At 37.0% G+C, this 16,814-nt stretch carries 17 protein-coding genes; 8 read left to right on the top strand and 9 right to left on the bottom strand.

Features of this window, described 5'->3' with window-relative positions; all coding sequences use genetic code 11:
- Positions 1-143: 143 nt before the first annotated feature.
- On the top strand, positions 144-1,292 hold the full coding sequence (locus ABES03_RS13255; protein ID WP_430117742.1) for a THUMP domain-containing class I SAM-dependent RNA methyltransferase: 1,149 nt from the start codon (positions 144-146) through the stop codon (positions 1,290-1,292).
- A gap of 83 nt (positions 1,293-1,375) precedes the next feature.
- Positions 1,376-3,301, top strand: a complete 1,926-nt coding sequence (locus tag ABES03_RS13250) for an ATP-dependent DNA helicase (protein WP_430117741.1) — start codon at positions 1,376-1,378, stop codon at positions 3,299-3,301.
- Between the two features lie 46 nt (positions 3,302-3,347).
- Here the strand turns inward: ABES03_RS13250 and ABES03_RS13245 are convergent, their stop codons facing one another.
- From ABES03_RS13245 to ABES03_RS13225, 5 genes are read right to left on the bottom strand one after another with little or no spacing between them, the layout of a single operon-like run.
- Positions 3,348-3,647 carry a metal-sulfur cluster assembly factor gene (locus tag ABES03_RS13245; protein ID WP_430117740.1) on the bottom strand — a complete coding sequence of 100 codons (300 nt, stop codon included), beginning with the start codon at positions 3,645-3,647 and terminating at the stop codon, positions 3,348-3,350.
- 13 nt (positions 3,648-3,660) lie between these two features.
- Complete coding sequence (locus ABES03_RS13240; RefSeq protein ID WP_430117739.1) at positions 3,661-4,905, bottom strand: hypothetical protein; 1,245 nt, start codon at positions 4,903-4,905, stop codon at positions 3,661-3,663.
- A gap of 14 nt (positions 4,906-4,919) precedes the next feature.
- On the bottom strand, positions 4,920-5,126 hold the full coding sequence (locus tag ABES03_RS13235; protein ID WP_308083426.1) for a DUF2249 domain-containing protein: 207 nt from the start codon (positions 5,124-5,126) through the stop codon (positions 4,920-4,922).
- Between the two features lie 41 nt (positions 5,127-5,167).
- Positions 5,168-5,401, bottom strand: coding sequence for a DUF2249 domain-containing protein (locus ABES03_RS13230; protein WP_430117738.1), 234 nt, complete (start codon positions 5,399-5,401; stop codon positions 5,168-5,170).
- A 20-nt stretch (positions 5,402-5,421) separates the two neighbouring features.
- Positions 5,422-6,114 carry a Crp/Fnr family transcriptional regulator gene (locus ABES03_RS13225; protein WP_430117737.1) on the bottom strand — a complete coding sequence of 231 codons (693 nt, stop codon included), beginning with the start codon at positions 6,112-6,114 and terminating at the stop codon, positions 5,422-5,424.
- A gap of 214 nt (positions 6,115-6,328) precedes the next feature.
- Between ABES03_RS13225 and ABES03_RS13220 the strand changes: the two genes are divergently transcribed.
- Entirely contained in the window at positions 6,329-8,692 is a 2,364-nt protein-coding gene (locus tag ABES03_RS13220; protein WP_430117736.1) for a nitric-oxide reductase large subunit, read from the top strand.
- Between the two features lie 18 nt (positions 8,693-8,710).
- Here the strand turns inward: ABES03_RS13220 and ABES03_RS13215 are convergent, their stop codons facing one another.
- A complete protein-coding gene (locus ABES03_RS13215) occupies positions 8,711-8,863 on the bottom strand; it encodes a hypothetical protein (RefSeq protein WP_430117735.1) in 153 nt (50 codons plus the stop codon).
- A 127-nt stretch (positions 8,864-8,990) separates the two neighbouring features.
- On the opposite strand from ABES03_RS13215, the gene ABES03_RS13210 reads away from it, so the two are divergent.
- The 3 genes from ABES03_RS13210 (at position 8,991) to ABES03_RS13200 (ending at position 11,854) form a co-directional block, all read left to right on the top strand.
- Positions 8,991-9,227, top strand: a complete 237-nt coding sequence (locus ABES03_RS13210; RefSeq protein ID WP_430117734.1) for a DUF2249 domain-containing protein — start codon at positions 8,991-8,993, stop codon at positions 9,225-9,227.
- A gap of 210 nt (positions 9,228-9,437) precedes the next feature.
- Positions 9,438-10,946: a carboxypeptidase M32 gene (locus ABES03_RS13205; RefSeq protein WP_430117733.1), complete on the top strand. Its 1,509-nt coding sequence runs from the start codon at positions 9,438-9,440 to the stop codon at positions 10,944-10,946.
- On the top strand, positions 10,943-11,854 hold the full coding sequence (locus tag ABES03_RS13200; protein ID WP_430117732.1) for a DMT family transporter: 912 nt from the start codon (positions 10,943-10,945) through the stop codon (positions 11,852-11,854). Before ABES03_RS13205 ends, ABES03_RS13200 begins: the two co-directional genes overlap by 4 nt.
- A gap of 25 nt (positions 11,855-11,879) precedes the next feature.
- Here ABES03_RS13200 and ABES03_RS13195 read toward each other — a convergent pair whose 3' ends face one another.
- The 3 genes from ABES03_RS13195 to ABES03_RS13185 are packed head-to-tail and all read right to left on the bottom strand — an operon-like array spanning position 11,880 to position 14,195.
- On the bottom strand, positions 11,880-13,547 hold the full coding sequence (locus tag ABES03_RS13195; protein ID WP_308083432.1) for a b(o/a)3-type cytochrome-c oxidase subunit 1: 1,668 nt from the start codon (positions 13,545-13,547) through the stop codon (positions 11,880-11,882).
- A complete protein-coding gene (locus ABES03_RS13190; RefSeq protein ID WP_430117731.1) occupies positions 13,547-14,023 on the bottom strand; it encodes a cytochrome c oxidase subunit II in 477 nt (158 codons plus the stop codon). Before ABES03_RS13190 ends, ABES03_RS13195 begins: the two co-directional genes overlap by 1 nt.
- A gap of 22 nt (positions 14,024-14,045) precedes the next feature.
- Positions 14,046-14,195: a cytochrome c oxidase subunit 2A gene (locus tag ABES03_RS13185; RefSeq protein ID WP_430117730.1), complete on the bottom strand. Its 150-nt coding sequence runs from the start codon at positions 14,193-14,195 to the stop codon at positions 14,046-14,048.
- Positions 14,196-14,878: 683 nt separating this feature from the next.
- Between ABES03_RS13185 and ABES03_RS13180 the strand changes: the two genes are divergently transcribed.
- Both ABES03_RS13180 and ABES03_RS13175 read left to right on the top strand, forming a co-directional pair.
- Positions 14,879-15,967, top strand: coding sequence for a type III polyketide synthase (locus ABES03_RS13180; RefSeq protein WP_430117743.1), 1,089 nt, complete (start codon positions 14,879-14,881; stop codon positions 15,965-15,967).
- On the top strand, positions 15,968-16,537 hold the full coding sequence (locus ABES03_RS13175) for an isoprenylcysteine carboxyl methyltransferase family protein (protein ID WP_430117729.1): 570 nt from the start codon (positions 15,968-15,970) through the stop codon (positions 16,535-16,537). It begins immediately after the preceding gene.
- The last annotated feature ends 277 nt before the right edge of the window (positions 16,538-16,814 follow it).

The following is a 16,814-nucleotide window of genomic DNA, read 5'->3' as shown; positions in this document are numbered from 1 at the left end:
AAATCAACAGGCAAGTTTAAGAGAGCCATTAATTAATAAATAAACTGCATTCCTTTTGTAGTTTTTGTCAATAATGATAGCGAATCATAGGTCAATCCTGTAAAGTAAACAATACATACATGTAATAAGTTAAGGGTGAAAAAATGGGAAAATATCAATTAATCGCCACTGCGGCGATGGGGCTCGAAGCTCTAGTTGCAAAAGAGGTAAGGTCTTTAGGGTACAACTGTGAGGTTGAAAATGGAAAGGTAATCTACACTGGAGATGAAACTGCGATTGCACGCAGTAATTTATGGTTGAGAACAGCAGACAGAATAAAAATTAAGGTTGGAGAATTTAAGGCCTATACATTTGATGAATTATTCGAGAAGACAAAAGCACTCCCGTGGGAAAAATTCTTGCCTGAGGATGCTGAATTTCCTGTTATAGGTAAATCAGTCAAATCAAAGCTATTTAGTGTTTCTGACTGCCAGGCAATTGTTAAAAAAGCTGTTGTCGAACGGCTGAAAAAACATTATAAGCGAAGCACCTGGTTTGAAGAAAATGGTGCTCTTTACCGTATTGAAGTTGCTTTGCTAAAGGATGTTGCAACCATAACGATTGATGCTAGTGGCCAGGGACTTCATAAACGAGGTTATCGTATAGATCAAGGGGAGGCTCCATTAAAGGAGACGCTTGCAGCTGCCCTTGTTATGCTTACAAATTGGAAAGCTGACCGTCCTTTCATGGATCCATTTTGCGGCTCAGGAACGATCCCAATTGAAGCTGCTATGATTGGGCAAAATATAGCACCAGGCTTTAATAGAGAATTTGTTTCTGAAGGCTGGAACTGGATTCCTCAGAAGGTATGGGATGAGGCGCGAATTGAAGCGGAGGACTTGGCGAACTACGATCAACCTCTTGATATTTTAGGTACAGATATTGACCATCGAATGGTAAAAATCGCACAAGAGAACGCATTTGAGGCTGGTTTTGGGGACCTCATCTCGTTTAAGCAAATGCAAGTAAGAGATATTTCAACACCGAAGGAATATGGTGTAATAGTTGGAAATCCTCCTTATGGTGAAAGACTTGGAGAGAAGAAGGCTGTTGAACAAATGTATAAGGAAATGGGTCAAGCATTCATTAAGTTAGATACGTGGTCGATTTACATTATGACTTCAAATGAAGAGTTTGAACAATATTACGGGAAGCCTGCAACAAAGAAAAGAAAGCTATTTAATGGTTTTATTAGGACAGATTTATATCAGTACTGGGGAAAACGTCCACCAAGACATGAAGACTCGAAATAATTTGCTATAACAAATAAAATAATATGGATCTTTAAGACGAGGGTGTCTATATAGAGACGCTCTTCTTTTTTTGGAGGGTTATTATGCAAAATCGGATGCCGTTTGAAATATCCAAAACTGAATCCTTTTATGACAAATTAAGTGAATGGATTGGCGATTTGTTTTATGATATCCTGCCCGAAGCAGGTTTTGAATTAAGGGATGAACAAATATTTATGGCTTTCCAGCTTGAAAAAGCATTTAAAGACAAAAAAGTAATGTTTGCTGAAGCCGGTGTAGGAACAGGAAAAACGATTGTTTATTTACTTTATTCGATAATGTACGCTCGGTATACTAATAGACCTGCAGTGATTGCTTGTGCAGATGAGACCTTGATTGAACAGCTTGTGAAAAAAGAGGGTGACATTGCGAAACTTGAAAATGTCCTTGGATTAAATATCGATGTTCGGTTGGCGAAATCAAGGGATCAGTATTTATGTTTAAAAAAGCTTGATCAAGTGAGGAATAATGACTTTTCAGATGATATTTCTGAAATCTATGAGAAATTACCTGATTTTGTTCACACAGGAAGCTCGATGCAAGCGTTCGAGAAATATGGTGACAGAAGGGAGTTTCCAAGCCTTTCTGATGACAAATGGAGTAATGTTAATTGGGATTCCCTACAAGATTGTTTTTCTTGTGAAAAACGCCATCGATGTGGTCTGACATTACACCGTGAATATTATCGACATTCAACAGATCTAATTATCTGTTCCCATGATTTTTATATGGAACATGTTTGGACGAAAGAATCACGAAAACGGGAAGGACAGCTCCCGCTATTACCTGAACATTCATCTGTTGTTTTTGATGAAGGGCACTTACTTGAATATGCCGCACAAAAGGCATTAAGTTACCGCTTTACCGATTACACATTGGAAACACTGTTAACGAGGTTAATGGAAAACGAAGTACGTGAAAAGACATTGTATACGATTGATGAGGCTTTATTAGAGAATGAAGCATTTTTTAACACCATTTCACAATTTTCCTCTCTTTCAATAGGCTCAGAAAAACAAATAATTAATAAACATCCATTAGTAATGAAATCTTGCAGAAAGCTGCTCTCGACTCTTCAAGCCTTAGAGGAAGAGTTGGTTTTTGAAAGTGAATTATATGTTATTAATGAATATGACCTAAGAATTGTAGAAGAGTATTTAGAACAAATTACGTATTCATTAACACTTTTTCTACAAGAATTAAACGGAATTACTTGGTTTGAAGAAAACAGGGGTGAACGGACACTTGTAATTATGCCAAAAATGGTTGAAGAAGTGATGAGAGAAGAGGTATTTTCACAGAAGAAACCGTTTATTTTCTCTTCAGCAACACTGGCTAATCAAAAGTCCTTTGATTATATTGCTAAAAGTCTTGGTGTACAGGAATACCTGTCATTTTCCGTTTCATCACCGTTTGATTATGATGAAAAAATGGAAATCTCACTCCCACGGTTTACGACTGGCAATTTTGTTGAAAAAACAAAATACCTTGTAAAAATGATTCACAAAACCGAGGGCCGTGCACTTATCCTTTTAAATAATAAAGAAGAACTGACCTACTTAAAAAGTAAGCTATTAGGGGCTGTTCCATATCCAATTTATTTTGAAGGTGATGAAGAAATAAGTACGCTAGTTTCCAAGTTCCAAAATGAAGAGCAGGCTATATTATGTTCCATTCATCTATGGGAAGGACTTGACATCCCTGGTAGATCACTTGAAAACGTGTTTATCTATTCTCTTCCATATCCACCAAATGATCCGGTATTTACTGCAAAAAAAGAAGGAGTGGCTCATCCGTTTGAAGAGGTGGATTTACCTTATATGCTCCTTCGCCTGCGTCAGGGAATAGGACGTTTAATCAGGAGTGAAACCGACGAGGGAATGGTTCATATCCTATTAGATGAAGACATCAATCCTGAGGTTTTACAAAAAGTTAAAGAGGCCTTACCTACCGAAGCAAAAGAACTATAAAACTAAAAAGCGGAAGCAGCCAATCAAGGCGCTTCCGCTTTTCTTTTTAACGTCCTAATAGCTTTAGACCTTCGGGTGTCATTTTTTCTGGGGACCATGCTGGTTCCCAAACAAGATTTACTTCCACATTTCTTGTATCTTCCAGTCCTTGAACACAATATCGGACACCTGTTGTGATGCTATCATGCAACGGGCAGCCAGGTGTTGTTAATGTCATGGTAATGGTAACATCGGCTTCGTCAGAAACTTCAACATTATATATTAACCCAAGGTCAACCACATTGATATTTAATTCTGGATCGTAGACACTTTTTAATGCTTCTAGGACTTTTTCTTTTACATTCATGATTTACACCTCACTATTTTTTTAAAACGCTTAAGATACTACCTGCAATCACAATAAATACCACTGATAAAATCATCTGGCCAATAGTAAAAAGAATCGTTACTTTTAATACAAAAGAAATAAAAACCACTACTACTGATAGTATGAATAACAAGAATAGAGGAACAACAATCTTCTCATTCATCATGTCTTTTAAGGAAGGGACTGCTTTTTTTCCAATTTCCTTGCTATATTTATAGGTCCACCACAAGAATGGAACGATTTTGTACAGATATCCGATTATGCTTAGGACAACCCATAAAAATAAATAGCTATAAATGAATGGACCAGCGAGAGTGGTTATGGCTTTTGTCCATACTAGGATGAATGCAGCTAAATGTAGGATATTCCCTATTCCAATCGCAACTAATGCAAACGTAAAAGGCTTATCCAGTTTCTTTTTCAATCGGTTTTTTATAATAATGCTAATATGCCAACTAAAAACGGAAAATCCTGCTAACAGTAAAAAGAACCCCATTTTTAAAAGAAAATGATTTTCCATAAAAAAGGAAATTAATAAAGTGACAAGACCTCCAGTATAAAGCCCATATACAAATCTAGCCTGGATCATTGGAAATCCGTGCGATAGGGAAAACATAGGTACCATTTTATAGGAAAATCCAAAAATTAATAATGTAAACCAACCAGTTACGCCCATTAATAAATGACTTTTAAAAATAGATTGATAATACGGAGCGCCAAAACCTGTTTTCAGGCTGTAAATCATTGTAATACCCAAGATGATCGTAATAAATAAACAGACTAATGCAGTGCCAACAAAGGCGGTAAGAATATTCGGCTTTGCTTGTTTTTTTAATGTCATGAACATTTGAAATAAAAACATCATTATTCCCAATAGAGTAAGGGTTCCCGGTATCAAGGCATTTTGCGGTGCCCAATATAACATACCAGAAAAGGATAAAATTCCTGCTGCTGTGATAGCAAATTGAATAAAACCGAACTTTTCACTCCATATTTTTGTTAAAAATGCTACAGGTACAAGCTGATACATAGCGCCCATTGCGGCCATTAATGCCCACCCTAAGACTAATAAATGAGCGGAGGACCAGATTGCAGGAATTCTAAAGCTTCCAGCTGTCAGCATTTGACCATTTATTAATAGTATTAGTTGGGAAAGAACCAATGCAATCAAACTAAAAAGGATAAAGGAAATAGGAAGCTTAATATTTGTTTCACTTCCCATAGATTGAGGAAGCATACATGATCACCTACTTACCGGAAAATTTCAATTTTGAAACTTCCGTCATTTTGTTGTTCTGTTCGTTGCTTGTAGCCCAATTCTTCCAACTGCTCGTATAGAAACATGGGTCTTCTATCATTTATTATCGTTAAAACCTCATTTTCATTCAATGTTTCTAAAGCGGCTAATGTTCTCATCATTGGCTGTGGGGGTTCTAACCCCCGATTATCTAAAATCACCGTATTCACCCTCTATGTCTAAAATTCTTTATGCTCTTTATTCATCTTGTTTTTGTAAATGTTATTTTCCAGTGTTTATTATCAATTTCCTCTTCCTCATGGGTGAAACCTTTTGCCTTTAGTACGCCGAAAAGTGGAACTGGTTTAAACGGGGCATGTAGGATAAAGAGATCGTTTGTTTTACATTCCTTAACGGCCTCCATAATCTTTTGAAAAGGTTCCAATTTATTTTTTAAATCCTCGCGGACATCAAGTTCAATAATTCGTTGTTCCATTTAGGACAACTCCTTTAATTTTAATAGAATAATTCCTGTTGAAGTGCTTCACGGTCGATTAAGTAATATCCCTCATCGTCCTGTATAACGTATTCTTTCTTTTTAACTTGATTTATCGTGCGGCTTACGGTCTCTCTAGAAGTACCAATCATATTGGCTAATTCTCGATTCGTAAATTGAGTGGTAAGCCGATATCGATCTCCAACCTTATCACCGTTAGTTTTACACAATCTAATAAGTAATAAAATTATCTGTTCATATGTGTTATGAAGAACTTGCGCTTCTAACCTTCCTTGAAGGTCTACAATTTTTTCCCCTAACACTTTAAAAAGTTTAATGCAGAGCTCCGGATAGGAAATTAATATTTCTTCAAACTTGTCTATTGGAATTACCACTAGATGAGCATCTTCCATAACTTCAGCATGTGCCGGAAAATTACCTTTTCTGAAAAATCCAGCATGTGGAAACATCTCTCCAGGTTCGAGAACAGATATTATTTGTTCTTTCCCAGCTTGGTCTGTCTTATAGATTTTAATTTTCCCGCTATGAATAAAGAAGACTCTATCAAGTGGATCATCTTGCATGAAAACATACATCTTATGTTTATAAAATCGGGTTTGTGCAATTTTTACGATGGGTTCAAGTTCTTGTGTACATAATTCCTTGAAGATTGGTACCTCGGACAGTCTTTTGATAATATCCGCTTGCTTCATTTAACATCACCTTCATATTAGTAATTCAACATAGCTACATTGTAGCAATGATTTCACACTGAATATGTGACCTGTGTCATAGCTAGAGTTCTTTTTGAAAATAATTCTCGGTTGAGTGATAAATATCACAAGGGTAGGATGAGGCGCTTCACTTTGTGAGATTGCTATCAAAGTTACAATACGAGTGTAAAGAAACATGAGAGGATGAAAGGGTATGGAAATTCAGCGGGGAACACCGGCAAAAAAAGTGGTAAAGGCAAATAAAAATGCCTTATTGAAATCCACATTAATTATTACCATTTTACTTAGTTTCACTGTTTTATTAGGGGGAGGCTATTGGATATTTAAGGAACAGGCACCTAGACCAATAGAGGTAACCAATGAAAAAGGAGAGGTTTTATTTACAAAAGACTCCATAATGGGGGGTCAGGCAGTTTTTCAAAAATACGGCTTAATGGATTATGGAACTGTTTTAGGGCATGGATCTTACATGGGTCCAGATTATACAGCGGAATCTTTAAAAATTTATACAGAAGCTATGCAGGATTTTAAAGCTAATGAGGAATATGGCAATGACTATTCTAAATTAAATGCTGATGAAAAAGTCATTATTAAAAATAAAGTAATAAAAGAAATGCGCAAAAATAGATATGACAGCAGCAAAGATACAATGGAGCTAACAAATGCTCAGGCTTTTGGACTTGAAAAGGTAAGAGACTATTATAAAGATATCTTTACAAAAGGTGACGGTTGGGGTTTAAAGGCAAACCTTATTAAAGAAGAGGATATGCCTACTAAGGATCGTGCCTATGTTGCCAATGGTGATCAGATTACACAGATTTCAGATTTCTTCTTTTGGACGGCATGGCTCTCAAGTACCGTTCGTGAAGGTGATAAAATCACCTATACAAATAACTGGCCATACTATGAAGACGCTGGAAATCAATTATCCTTCTCTGCTATTTGGTGGAGTGGTGCAAGTGTAACCATACTTATTTTAATGATTGGTATTATTCTTTATTTCTTCTACCGTTATCAGTTTGGTATGCAAGAAGCTTATAAAGAAGGCAAGTTTCCACACATTGATTTACGTAAAATGCCAGTGACGAATTCGCAAGTAAAATCAGGGAAATATTTTACCATCGTATCTGTCTTATTCTTTGTTCAGTGTATGTTTGGTGCGTTACTAGCTCACTATTATATTGAACCTGATAGTTTCTTTGGAATGAAGTGGATCCATGACATTCTTCCGTTTAATATCACTAAGGGCTATCACTTACAGCTGGCCATTTTCTGGATTGCAACAGCATGGCTAGGTATGGGAATTTATATAGCTCCATTAGTTGGCGGTTATGAGCCTAAGAAACAAGGCTTATTGGTAGATATTTTATTCTGGGCCCTAGTTGTCCTTGTGGGCGGCAGTATGGTTGGAGAATGGCTTGGAGCAAATGGATACTTAGGAAATCAATGGTTCTTATTCGGTCACACTGGCTGGGAATATATTGAACTTGGCCGCGTATGGCAACTCATATTAATTGTTGGTATGTTGATTTGGTTGTTCATTGTATTTAGAGGCGTTAAAGCAGGTCTAAAGCGTGAGACAGATCGAGGCGGACTTATCCACCTATTATTCTACTCAGCTATAGCTGTACCGGCATTCTATATCTTTGCCTTATTTATCAACCCTGGTACTAGCTTCACATTCGCAGATTATTGGCGCTGGTGGATTATTCACTTATGGGTAGAAGGTATTTTTGAAGTTTTTGCAGTTGTTGTCATTGGTTTCTTAATGGTTCAATTAGGTCTTGTAACCAAGAAATCAACAGTAAGACAATTATACTTCCAATTAATCCTGCTATTAGGCAGCGGTGTAATCGGAATTGGTCACCACTATTACTATAACGGTTCTGCAGAAGTATGGTTAGGACTTGGTGCTGTGTTCTCAGCATTAGAAGTTATCCCATTAACCTTATTAATTCTTGAAGCATATGAGCAATACAAAATGATGCGTGAGGGTGGAGTTAATTTCCCTTATAAAGGTACCTTCTGGTTCTTAATCTCTGTCGCAATTTGGAACTTGGTTGGTGCAGGTGTTCTTGGATTCTTAATCAACTTACCAGCAGTAAGCTATTTTGAACACGGACAATTCTTAACACCAACACACGGCCATGCATCAATGATGGGTGTATATGGAATGTTTGCAGTAGCAGTTCTATTGTACTCATTAAGAAACATTGTAAAACCAGAGGCTTGGAATGATAAATGGATTAAAATTAGCTGTATTTTGCTAAACGTAGGTCTTGCTGGAATGGTATTCCTATCATTACTACCAGTTGGGTTCATGCAAATTAAAGAAGCATTCTATAATGGTTATGCAGCAAGCCGTTCAGCTTCATTCCTTCAAAAGGATATGGTGCAAACCCTTCTAACCTGGCGTGCGGTGCCTGACACCATTTTCCTAATTGGTGTGTTGATATTAGTATTATTCTGTATTAAAGCACTCTTTAACTTACGTAAACCAACTCATAAGGAAGAAGAGAAGCTTCCTGTTAAAGATCTTTCTATCGACGAGGAATAATTTAAAAATCCGTAAGGTTTAACCTTGCGGATTTTCTTTTTCTATTTTGAGGGTTTCATAGCATTCAAAACAAAGTATTTCATTCCTTTCTGTATGGATACCGTTAAAAAAACCATCTAAACAGTATATATTCTTGTTGCAACACTTGCATGAGCCCACTAATTCCTTCATCTTTTTAACCTCCTAACTAAGGAAAGAGTATTAACAAAATCATTTCTTGGGTGTGATAAGATGCACTAAAAATGAGAAAAAGATTTCTTATAATGAAATAGAAGTAAACGAAATAAAAGGAGTGATAATGTTGCAAACGTATGCAAAAGTAATCCATGTTCCAGACTACCCACCACGTGAAAAGCATCCAACAATCTTTAACGGATTTGATGAGTTATCATCAGGAGAAAACATGATGATTGTTAATGATCATGATCCGAGACCACTTTTATACCAGTTCATGATGGAGCGACCTGAACAATTTTCTTGGGAATACCTAGAAGAGGGTCCTGAAACATGGAAGGTTGCAATCAGTAAAAAGTAAGCTGAGAATTTACGTCTTTGAAATTTCCAGGCTACTTAACTCTTTCTAATCATTTTACGTGTGAATATTTATTTTCCAGTTTTTTCCCCTATGAATATATTTTACAACAGAAAACTCTTTCTGTTGTTTTTTTTATCATTATTAATCTAAAAAAGCCAACTTTTCAGAATTATATGGTAAAATTTAAACGTTATGAGAGGGGGCAATGCTGTGAGTACAAAGGCTATTCAAATAGAAAAAGAGTTTTTGGATTATGTGAAAAAAATGACTGCCTATCATGAGGCACTTGGCGTTATTTATTGGGATTTAAGAACAGGAGCTCCCAAACAGGGGGTAGAACAGCGGTCAGAAGTAATCGGGATGCTATCTTCGGAAGTATTTAAAATGTCTACATCTGAAGAAATGGCTGCTTACATAGCAAGTTTATCAAAAGCTGAAGTAGATGAAATAACAAAAAAAATTCTTGAAGAGTGCAAAAAAGAGTATGAACGGAATAAAAAAATTCCAGCAGAAGAATACAAAGAGTTTGTGATCCTCCAATCCAAAGCTGAGAGTGTTTGGGAGGAAGCGAAAGAGAAAGCTGATTTTGCCATGTTTAGTCCATATTTAGAAAAGCTGGTAGAGATGACAAGAAGGTTCATAAGTTACTGGGGGCATACTGAAAAGAGATATGATGTCTTATTAGATATGTATGAACCAGGGATGACGACAGAGGTACTGGATGATGTATTTGGTAAACTAAGAGAGAGTATTGTTCCTTTAGTGAAGAAAATCTCTGAAGCAGATAATAAGCCAACAACAGATTTTCTTTTTAAATCCTTTAAAAAGGAGAAGCAACGCGAATTCAGCTTAGAGATTCTAGCAAAGATGGGCTATAACTTTCAGGCTGGAAGGCTGGATGAAACCGTTCATCCATTTGCGATTGGGCTGAATCCTGGGGACGTACGTGTCACAACAAAGTATGATGAAAATGACTTTCGGACAGCTATATTTGGCACCATTCATGAAGGAGGCCACGCCTTATATGAACAAAACTTTTCAAAAGAATTAATCGGTACGCCTCTATGTTCTGCTTCATCCATGGGTATTCACGAATCGCAGTCCCTATTCTACGAAAATATGGTTGGCAGAAGCCTTCCATTTTGGAAAAATAACTTTGACTGTCTAAAAAAATACGCAAATGGGCAATTCGATCAAGTAGATAGTGAATTATTTTACAGAGCAATTAATGAATCTAAACCATCCCTTATTAGAATCGAAGCAGACGAATTAACTTATCCACTTCATATCATTATTCGTTATGAAATTGAAAAAGGCTTATTTGATGGTTCCATGCAAGTGAAGGACCTGCCGCAGATTTGGAATGATATGTATGAACAGTACCTGGGAATTGTTCCGAAGAATGATGGGGAGGGAATTCTCCAGGATGTCCACTGGGCGGGAGGAAGCTTTGGATATTTCCCTTCCTATGCATTAGGATATATGTATGCGGCGCAATTTAAGCATAAGATGCTGGAGGAAATTCCCCATTTTAATCAATTGGTAGAAGAAGGGGATTTGTTGCCGATTAAAGAGTGGTTAACGAAAAATATTCATCAATACGGGAAATTAAAGAAACCACTTGAAATTCTAAGAGATGTTACAGGTGAGGGCTTAAATGCAGAGTACTTAATTGAGTATCTCATTGATAAATATCAAAAGGTGTATCAATTGCAGTGAAAAAGTTCCTTCCAATTGTTTTTATTTCTAGTAGTGCTGCATTATGGGGGATTATTGCCATATTTGTTAGAAAGCTAACCGAATTAGGATTTACACCGATGGAGATTGTCACATTAAGGGTAGTAACTGCAGCAGTATTGCTCGGAATCCTTGGTATCAGTAAATATTCGTCCCAGATGAAAATCAAATGGATGGATATTAAATTGTTTATAGGAACCGGCGTTTGCAGCATTGTGTTATTTAATTGGTGCTACTTTTCTGCAATCAATCAGATGAGTTTATCCATTGCTGTCATACTATTATATACAGCCCCTGTTTTTGTTACAGCTTTATCCTTTCTATTTTTAAAAGAAAAAATGAATACGGTAAAATTATTATCAGTATTAGGGACAATTGCAGGTTGTGTAATGGTTGCAGGGGTAAACCTTCATGCAACTAGCTTTAGTTTTATCGGAATGTTAACAGGACTCGGGGCCGGCTTTGGATATGCCTTATATAGTATATTTGGCAAATTTGCTTTAAAAAAATATCAACCCTTTACGGTCACTTTTTATACGTTTGTCATTGCATCCATTACATTACTGCCGTTAACAAATATTTGGGAAAAGGGTTCCTTACTTGTAAGTAATGAGGTTCTTCTATACGGGATTGGTTTGGGGCTTTTTCCAACGGTATTGGCATATTTACTCTATACAAAAGGACTTGAAAAGATAGACACCAGTAAAGCTGCTATTATTGCCACGGTTGAACCAGTAGTAGCCACGCTTTTAAGCGTTTTTCTCTATCGGGAAGGGTTCAGTGTTACTCAGGGTATCGGTACTTCCTTGATTCTTTTATCTGTTTTGCTGGTAAATCGGTCAAAAAGTAACTCAAAACAAATATTCGAAGAAAAGGCTTCAATCAACTGATTGAAGCCTTTCTAATTTTTATATACTACCATTTACTCCAAGTTTGGAATCCTTTTGATCCTGGTGGTGCATTTTGAATGATATCAATAAACGGTATGGTGTAAGCAAAAAGAATTAAAGCTGCTGTAATACCAAGCCATAATTTCCAGTTTTCAAATACCATGGGCGCTTTTTCTTCTGGACGTTCTGCTTCACCAACTGGGAATTCTTCTTCTCCCTTTGGTGCAAAGAATGCTAGATTGATAAAGATAATAAGCACTAAGATAATACCTAAGAAAAGAATTGAGCCACCAACTGCTTGAGCAATTTGGTAAGGGATCCACTCTGCCGCTTGCTTCGCACCACCATAGGTTGAGAAGGAAGAACGTCGTGGGCCACCAAGCAAACCTTGTGCATGCATGGAAGTTGACATGAAGGCCATTCCAATTGTCCACACCCAGCCTTGAATAATACCTAGTTTATTCATTGCTTTTGTTAATTTACGCCCTGTTAAATGCGGTACTAACCAGTATGAGATTCCAAAAAATGTTAACGCAACAGATGTTGCTACCGTTAAGTGGAAATGGCCTGTTACCCATATAGTATTATGAACTACCTGGTCCATCTGGTTTGAAGCGTTAATAATACCACCAGCACCAGCTGGGATAAAAACGGCCATACCGATAAATGGAACGATAAATCGTGCATCACCCCATGGTAGAACCCTGAACCAGCCAAAAAGACCAGTTGCGCCTTTGGAACGGCCATATCTCTCAAAGGTAGCAAATAAAGAGAAGGCTGTCATTAATGAAGGAATGATAACCATGAAAGTCAAGATAACCTGTAAGAACTTCCATGCAGGGTCAATACCAGGTTCTGTTAATTGATGGTGAAAACCTACCGGAATCGAGAAAAGCAAGAACAAAATAAAGGATAAACGAGCTAAGGAATCGGAGAAGATTTTTCCACCGATAATTTTTGGGATAATAGCATACCAACACATATAGGCTGGCAATAACCAGAAATAAACTAATGGGTGACCAAAATACCAGAACAATGTACGGCTGACTAAAACATCAACAGTATCCACTAAGCCAAGTGACCAAGGCAGTAATTGGAATAAAACGGTTGCAGCAACACCTAATGTAGCAACGATCCAAAGAACAGTATTCACTACAGCCATAAAGCTTAATAAAGGACTTGGCTGTCCTGGATTATTTTTGCGCCATTTTGCATAGGTCAGAATCTGAGCGGAACCATCAATCCAGCTTCCGACAACTACAAAGGTTAAGCCCAAATAAAAAATCCAGTGTGCTTTTAGTGGGGCATAGAACGTATAAAGAACAGATGCTTCCTTAAGCAAAACCATTGTTGCAGCCATTAATGTACCAATCAACATGACCCAAAAACCAATCCAGCCGGTACGTCTTGCTGCAGGGGAATGACCACCCGTTGTTCTGCTTACAGCAGCATATTGAAATCCCATAATAAAGAAAGTGGTTAAAACAAGTCCCATTAATACTCCATGGACAGTTAAAACTTGGTAATAATCGATTCCCCACGGAAGTTCCCATTTACCAGAACGAACGAGGGTTTGGAGAAGGCCCATCAAACCACCAAGAGCAAGAGCGGAGAAGGCGACAAAAAAGTGTGCCATCGAAAGCTTCGCATCACGTGGGTCAACTTTTACTTTTACAGCTGTATTGTTAACCATTATTTTACCACCTCAATCTTTGAACTCATTAGATGGTGTCCAGCACCACAGTATTCATTACACACAATTAGATATTCGCCAGCCTTGTCAAAGGTTGTCGTATATTCACTGACATAACCAGGTTCAAGCATCATATTAATATTAGTTCCAGCTACTTCGAAGCCATGAACAACATCTGTTGTTGTTGCAATAACCCTTACTTTCGAACCTAGTGGCACTTTTACTTGCACAGGATTAAATGAGAAGGCTGAAGCCACATACACTAATTCATAGTCCCATTCTTTCCCTTCAACTTTGTGAAGGCCTGGCTCTGTAAATGGTTTTGTTTGATTGACCTTCTCAGGATTAATAGTAGTTAAACAACTAGGTGGTTTGTTCCCTAGATAAAAAGCACTAACGCCAATGGTGACCAAAAATACTACAAGGGCACCTATTCCAAATGCGAGCCATATTTTTTCAAATTTATGCATATGCATAACCTTTTTCCCCCTTCAATCATTAAAAACGTTCTACAAATAGGTAATAGACACCTACCCAAGTGACCACAATGAAAAATCCCAAAAAGAAAACGGAAGCTAATGTTCCTTTGAGAGAAGAGCTGTCTTCAATCTCGGTTTTTTGTTTTGTTTTTAATTCCGGTTTTGCCATCCCCTTGCACTCCCTTCAAGAAAAGTAAAGATTAAATAATAAGTTCTCTTTCATAATACAAAACAATTGTGAAAGTTAACCATAAAATTTGGAAGTTCACAAATTGTTCATTCCTTAGGTAACTACTATGTTAATGTTAAAAACTTGATATAACAGTGATTTATGTCACATTAACCATGGGGTAAATGTGACATAAATGTGAACCATCACACTCTACCTGTGATAAAAGTAATTGAATAATGTTTCACAAGTAAAAAGCCATGTTTTTGAAATCAAGTCACATTCCTGAAATAGGAAAAATAAGATAAATCAAATGACTTATTTTATTCAGGAAGCGAGGGTATCCCTTGGAGAAATATTATTGCGAACAATGTCGGATTCTATATAGTGCAGAACAAAATTGTGAAGTTTGCGGATTATTGGCAAATAATAAAATTAAGATTGAGGTTCAAACACAACCAGAAAAACAATAAGTCACTAAAATTGGTAAAGATTATGTAATGAAGGAAACTTAAAATCACGCTATAATTTAAGAGCACAACAACAACCTTCAAAACGTTTGCTTCCCTGTCGCAGGGAGGCTCTTTTTTTGCCCTCATGCAGACTAATGGAGATAAAAACCTCGAATAATTCCATGGACTACTGGAAAAAATAACCGTACATATGAAGAAGGAGAATGTATGATGCCTGCTATTCTTTCTGTTTCAGAGGTTATTCCCCCTTATGAGATCAAACAAAATCAAGCAGTCGAATTTGCAAGAGAACTTTTTGCTGATTCATTTAAGGATATAGAAAGACTTCTAAAGGCTTTTCAAAATGGACAAATTGAGAAAAGGCATTTTGTAAAGGGGCTGGATTGGTTTAAATCGAACCATACGTTTGAAGAAAAAAATAATGCCTATATTGAAGCTGCTGTACAACTTGGTAGCGAAGCGATTGTCAAATGCCTAAATAATACTAGCTTTCTTGAGAAAAATCTCCCTTATGAAGAAATAGATGCTATTTTCTTTATTTCAACAACAGGTGTTGCCACACCTACTATTGATGCTAGAATCATGAATCAACTGCCCTTTAATCCCCACACTAAACGAATTCCTATTTGGGGTCTTGGATGCGCCGGTGGGGCTGCGGGATTATCAAGAGCATTTGAGTATTGCTTAGCATTTCCTGAAGCAAAGGTGCTTGTCCTTTCAATTGAACTATGCAGTCTAACCTTTCAACGTAATGATCTTTCAAAGAGTAATTTAATAGGGGTCTCGCTATTTGCAGATGGGATTGCCTGTGCATTGGTTTGTGGCGACTCTTCGAATACAAAGAGTTATAGAAAAAAAGCGGCGTATCCATCGATTATCGCGACACAATCTACACTCATGCCAAACTCGTTGGACGTAATGGGCTGGGAGATTAAAAATTCCGGCTTGTACGTTGTATTTTCTAGAGATATACCTCGAATTATAGAAGAATGGTTAAAGCCAAATGTGAAGGGGTTTCTAGATCAATATCACATGAACCTAAGTCAGGTAGACTATTTTATTGCCCACCCTGGCGGTAAAAAAGTGCTAGATGCCTATGTTAAATCATTAGATATCCCTACTTCCATGACAGATATATCCTTAGAGGTTCTAAAGCAATTTGGCAATATGTCGTCAGTTACAATCCTTTATGTACTGAAACGAATCATGGGGATGGATATTCCAAAGGATACTATCGGGCTTGGAACAGCTCTAGGTCCAGGGTTTAGTTCCGAATTGCTACTAATGAGGTGGGTGTAAATGAATAGTTTTCTTCCATTCCTTGTATTATTTGGAGTCATCATTTCTCAAAGAGTAACGGAGCTTATTATTGCTAAAAGTAATGAAAGATGGATGAAGAAAAATGGTGCCATTGAGTTCGGAGCCAAGCATTATAGATTGATTGTTGGCATGCATATTCTGTTTTTTATTGTTTTTTTCGGCGAGAAGGTTTGGCTGAATCGCGGATTATCCCCAATATGGCCTTTATTGCTGACCGTTTTTATAGTTGCTCAGTTAGTCAGATTATGGGCAATCACTTCGCTTGGAAAGTATTGGAATACGAAAATTCTTGTCTTATCCAATGCAATGGTTATAAGGAAGGGGCCCTATCGTTTTATAAAACATCCAAATTATTTTGTCGTAGCTATCGAGCTTCTGGTTGTTCCATTATTATTTTCTTCCTATATAACGGCTATCTTGTTCACCACGTTTAATGCGATAATTTTGTCCCGTCGAATTCCAGAGGAGGAGAAGGCTCTTCAAAATCTAACAGAATATGTTGATGCCTTTCAAAATTGTAATCGTTTTCTACCTAAGATTGTTAAATAATTGTGACAGTTGATAAAACGTTATTGAAAACGATTATCAGCTATGTTAAACTAATCTCAACGATGAAAATCATTCTCAATCAGAGTTTGAAAAGGGAAGGTGTTACATATGGCTTTTGCTTTTGTTGGAGGAACCATAGTTATATATGCATTTGTCATGAAGCACGTCTTACGCAATGCAACTCATTAAATGAAATCAGTTAAAATACTTTCAAAAGCCAGGGAGAAATCCTTGGCTTTTTTCTTTACGTTTAACAAGAAGGCTGTGTTAAAGAACA

Source organism: Neobacillus rhizosphaerae (assembly GCF_050477885.1).
Lineage (GTDB): Bacteria > Bacillota > Bacilli > Bacillales > Cytobacillaceae > Neobacillus > Neobacillus rhizosphaerae_A.
Note: the sequence above shows the minus strand (reverse complement) of the source record. Positions and strands in the feature narration are given on the sequence as shown.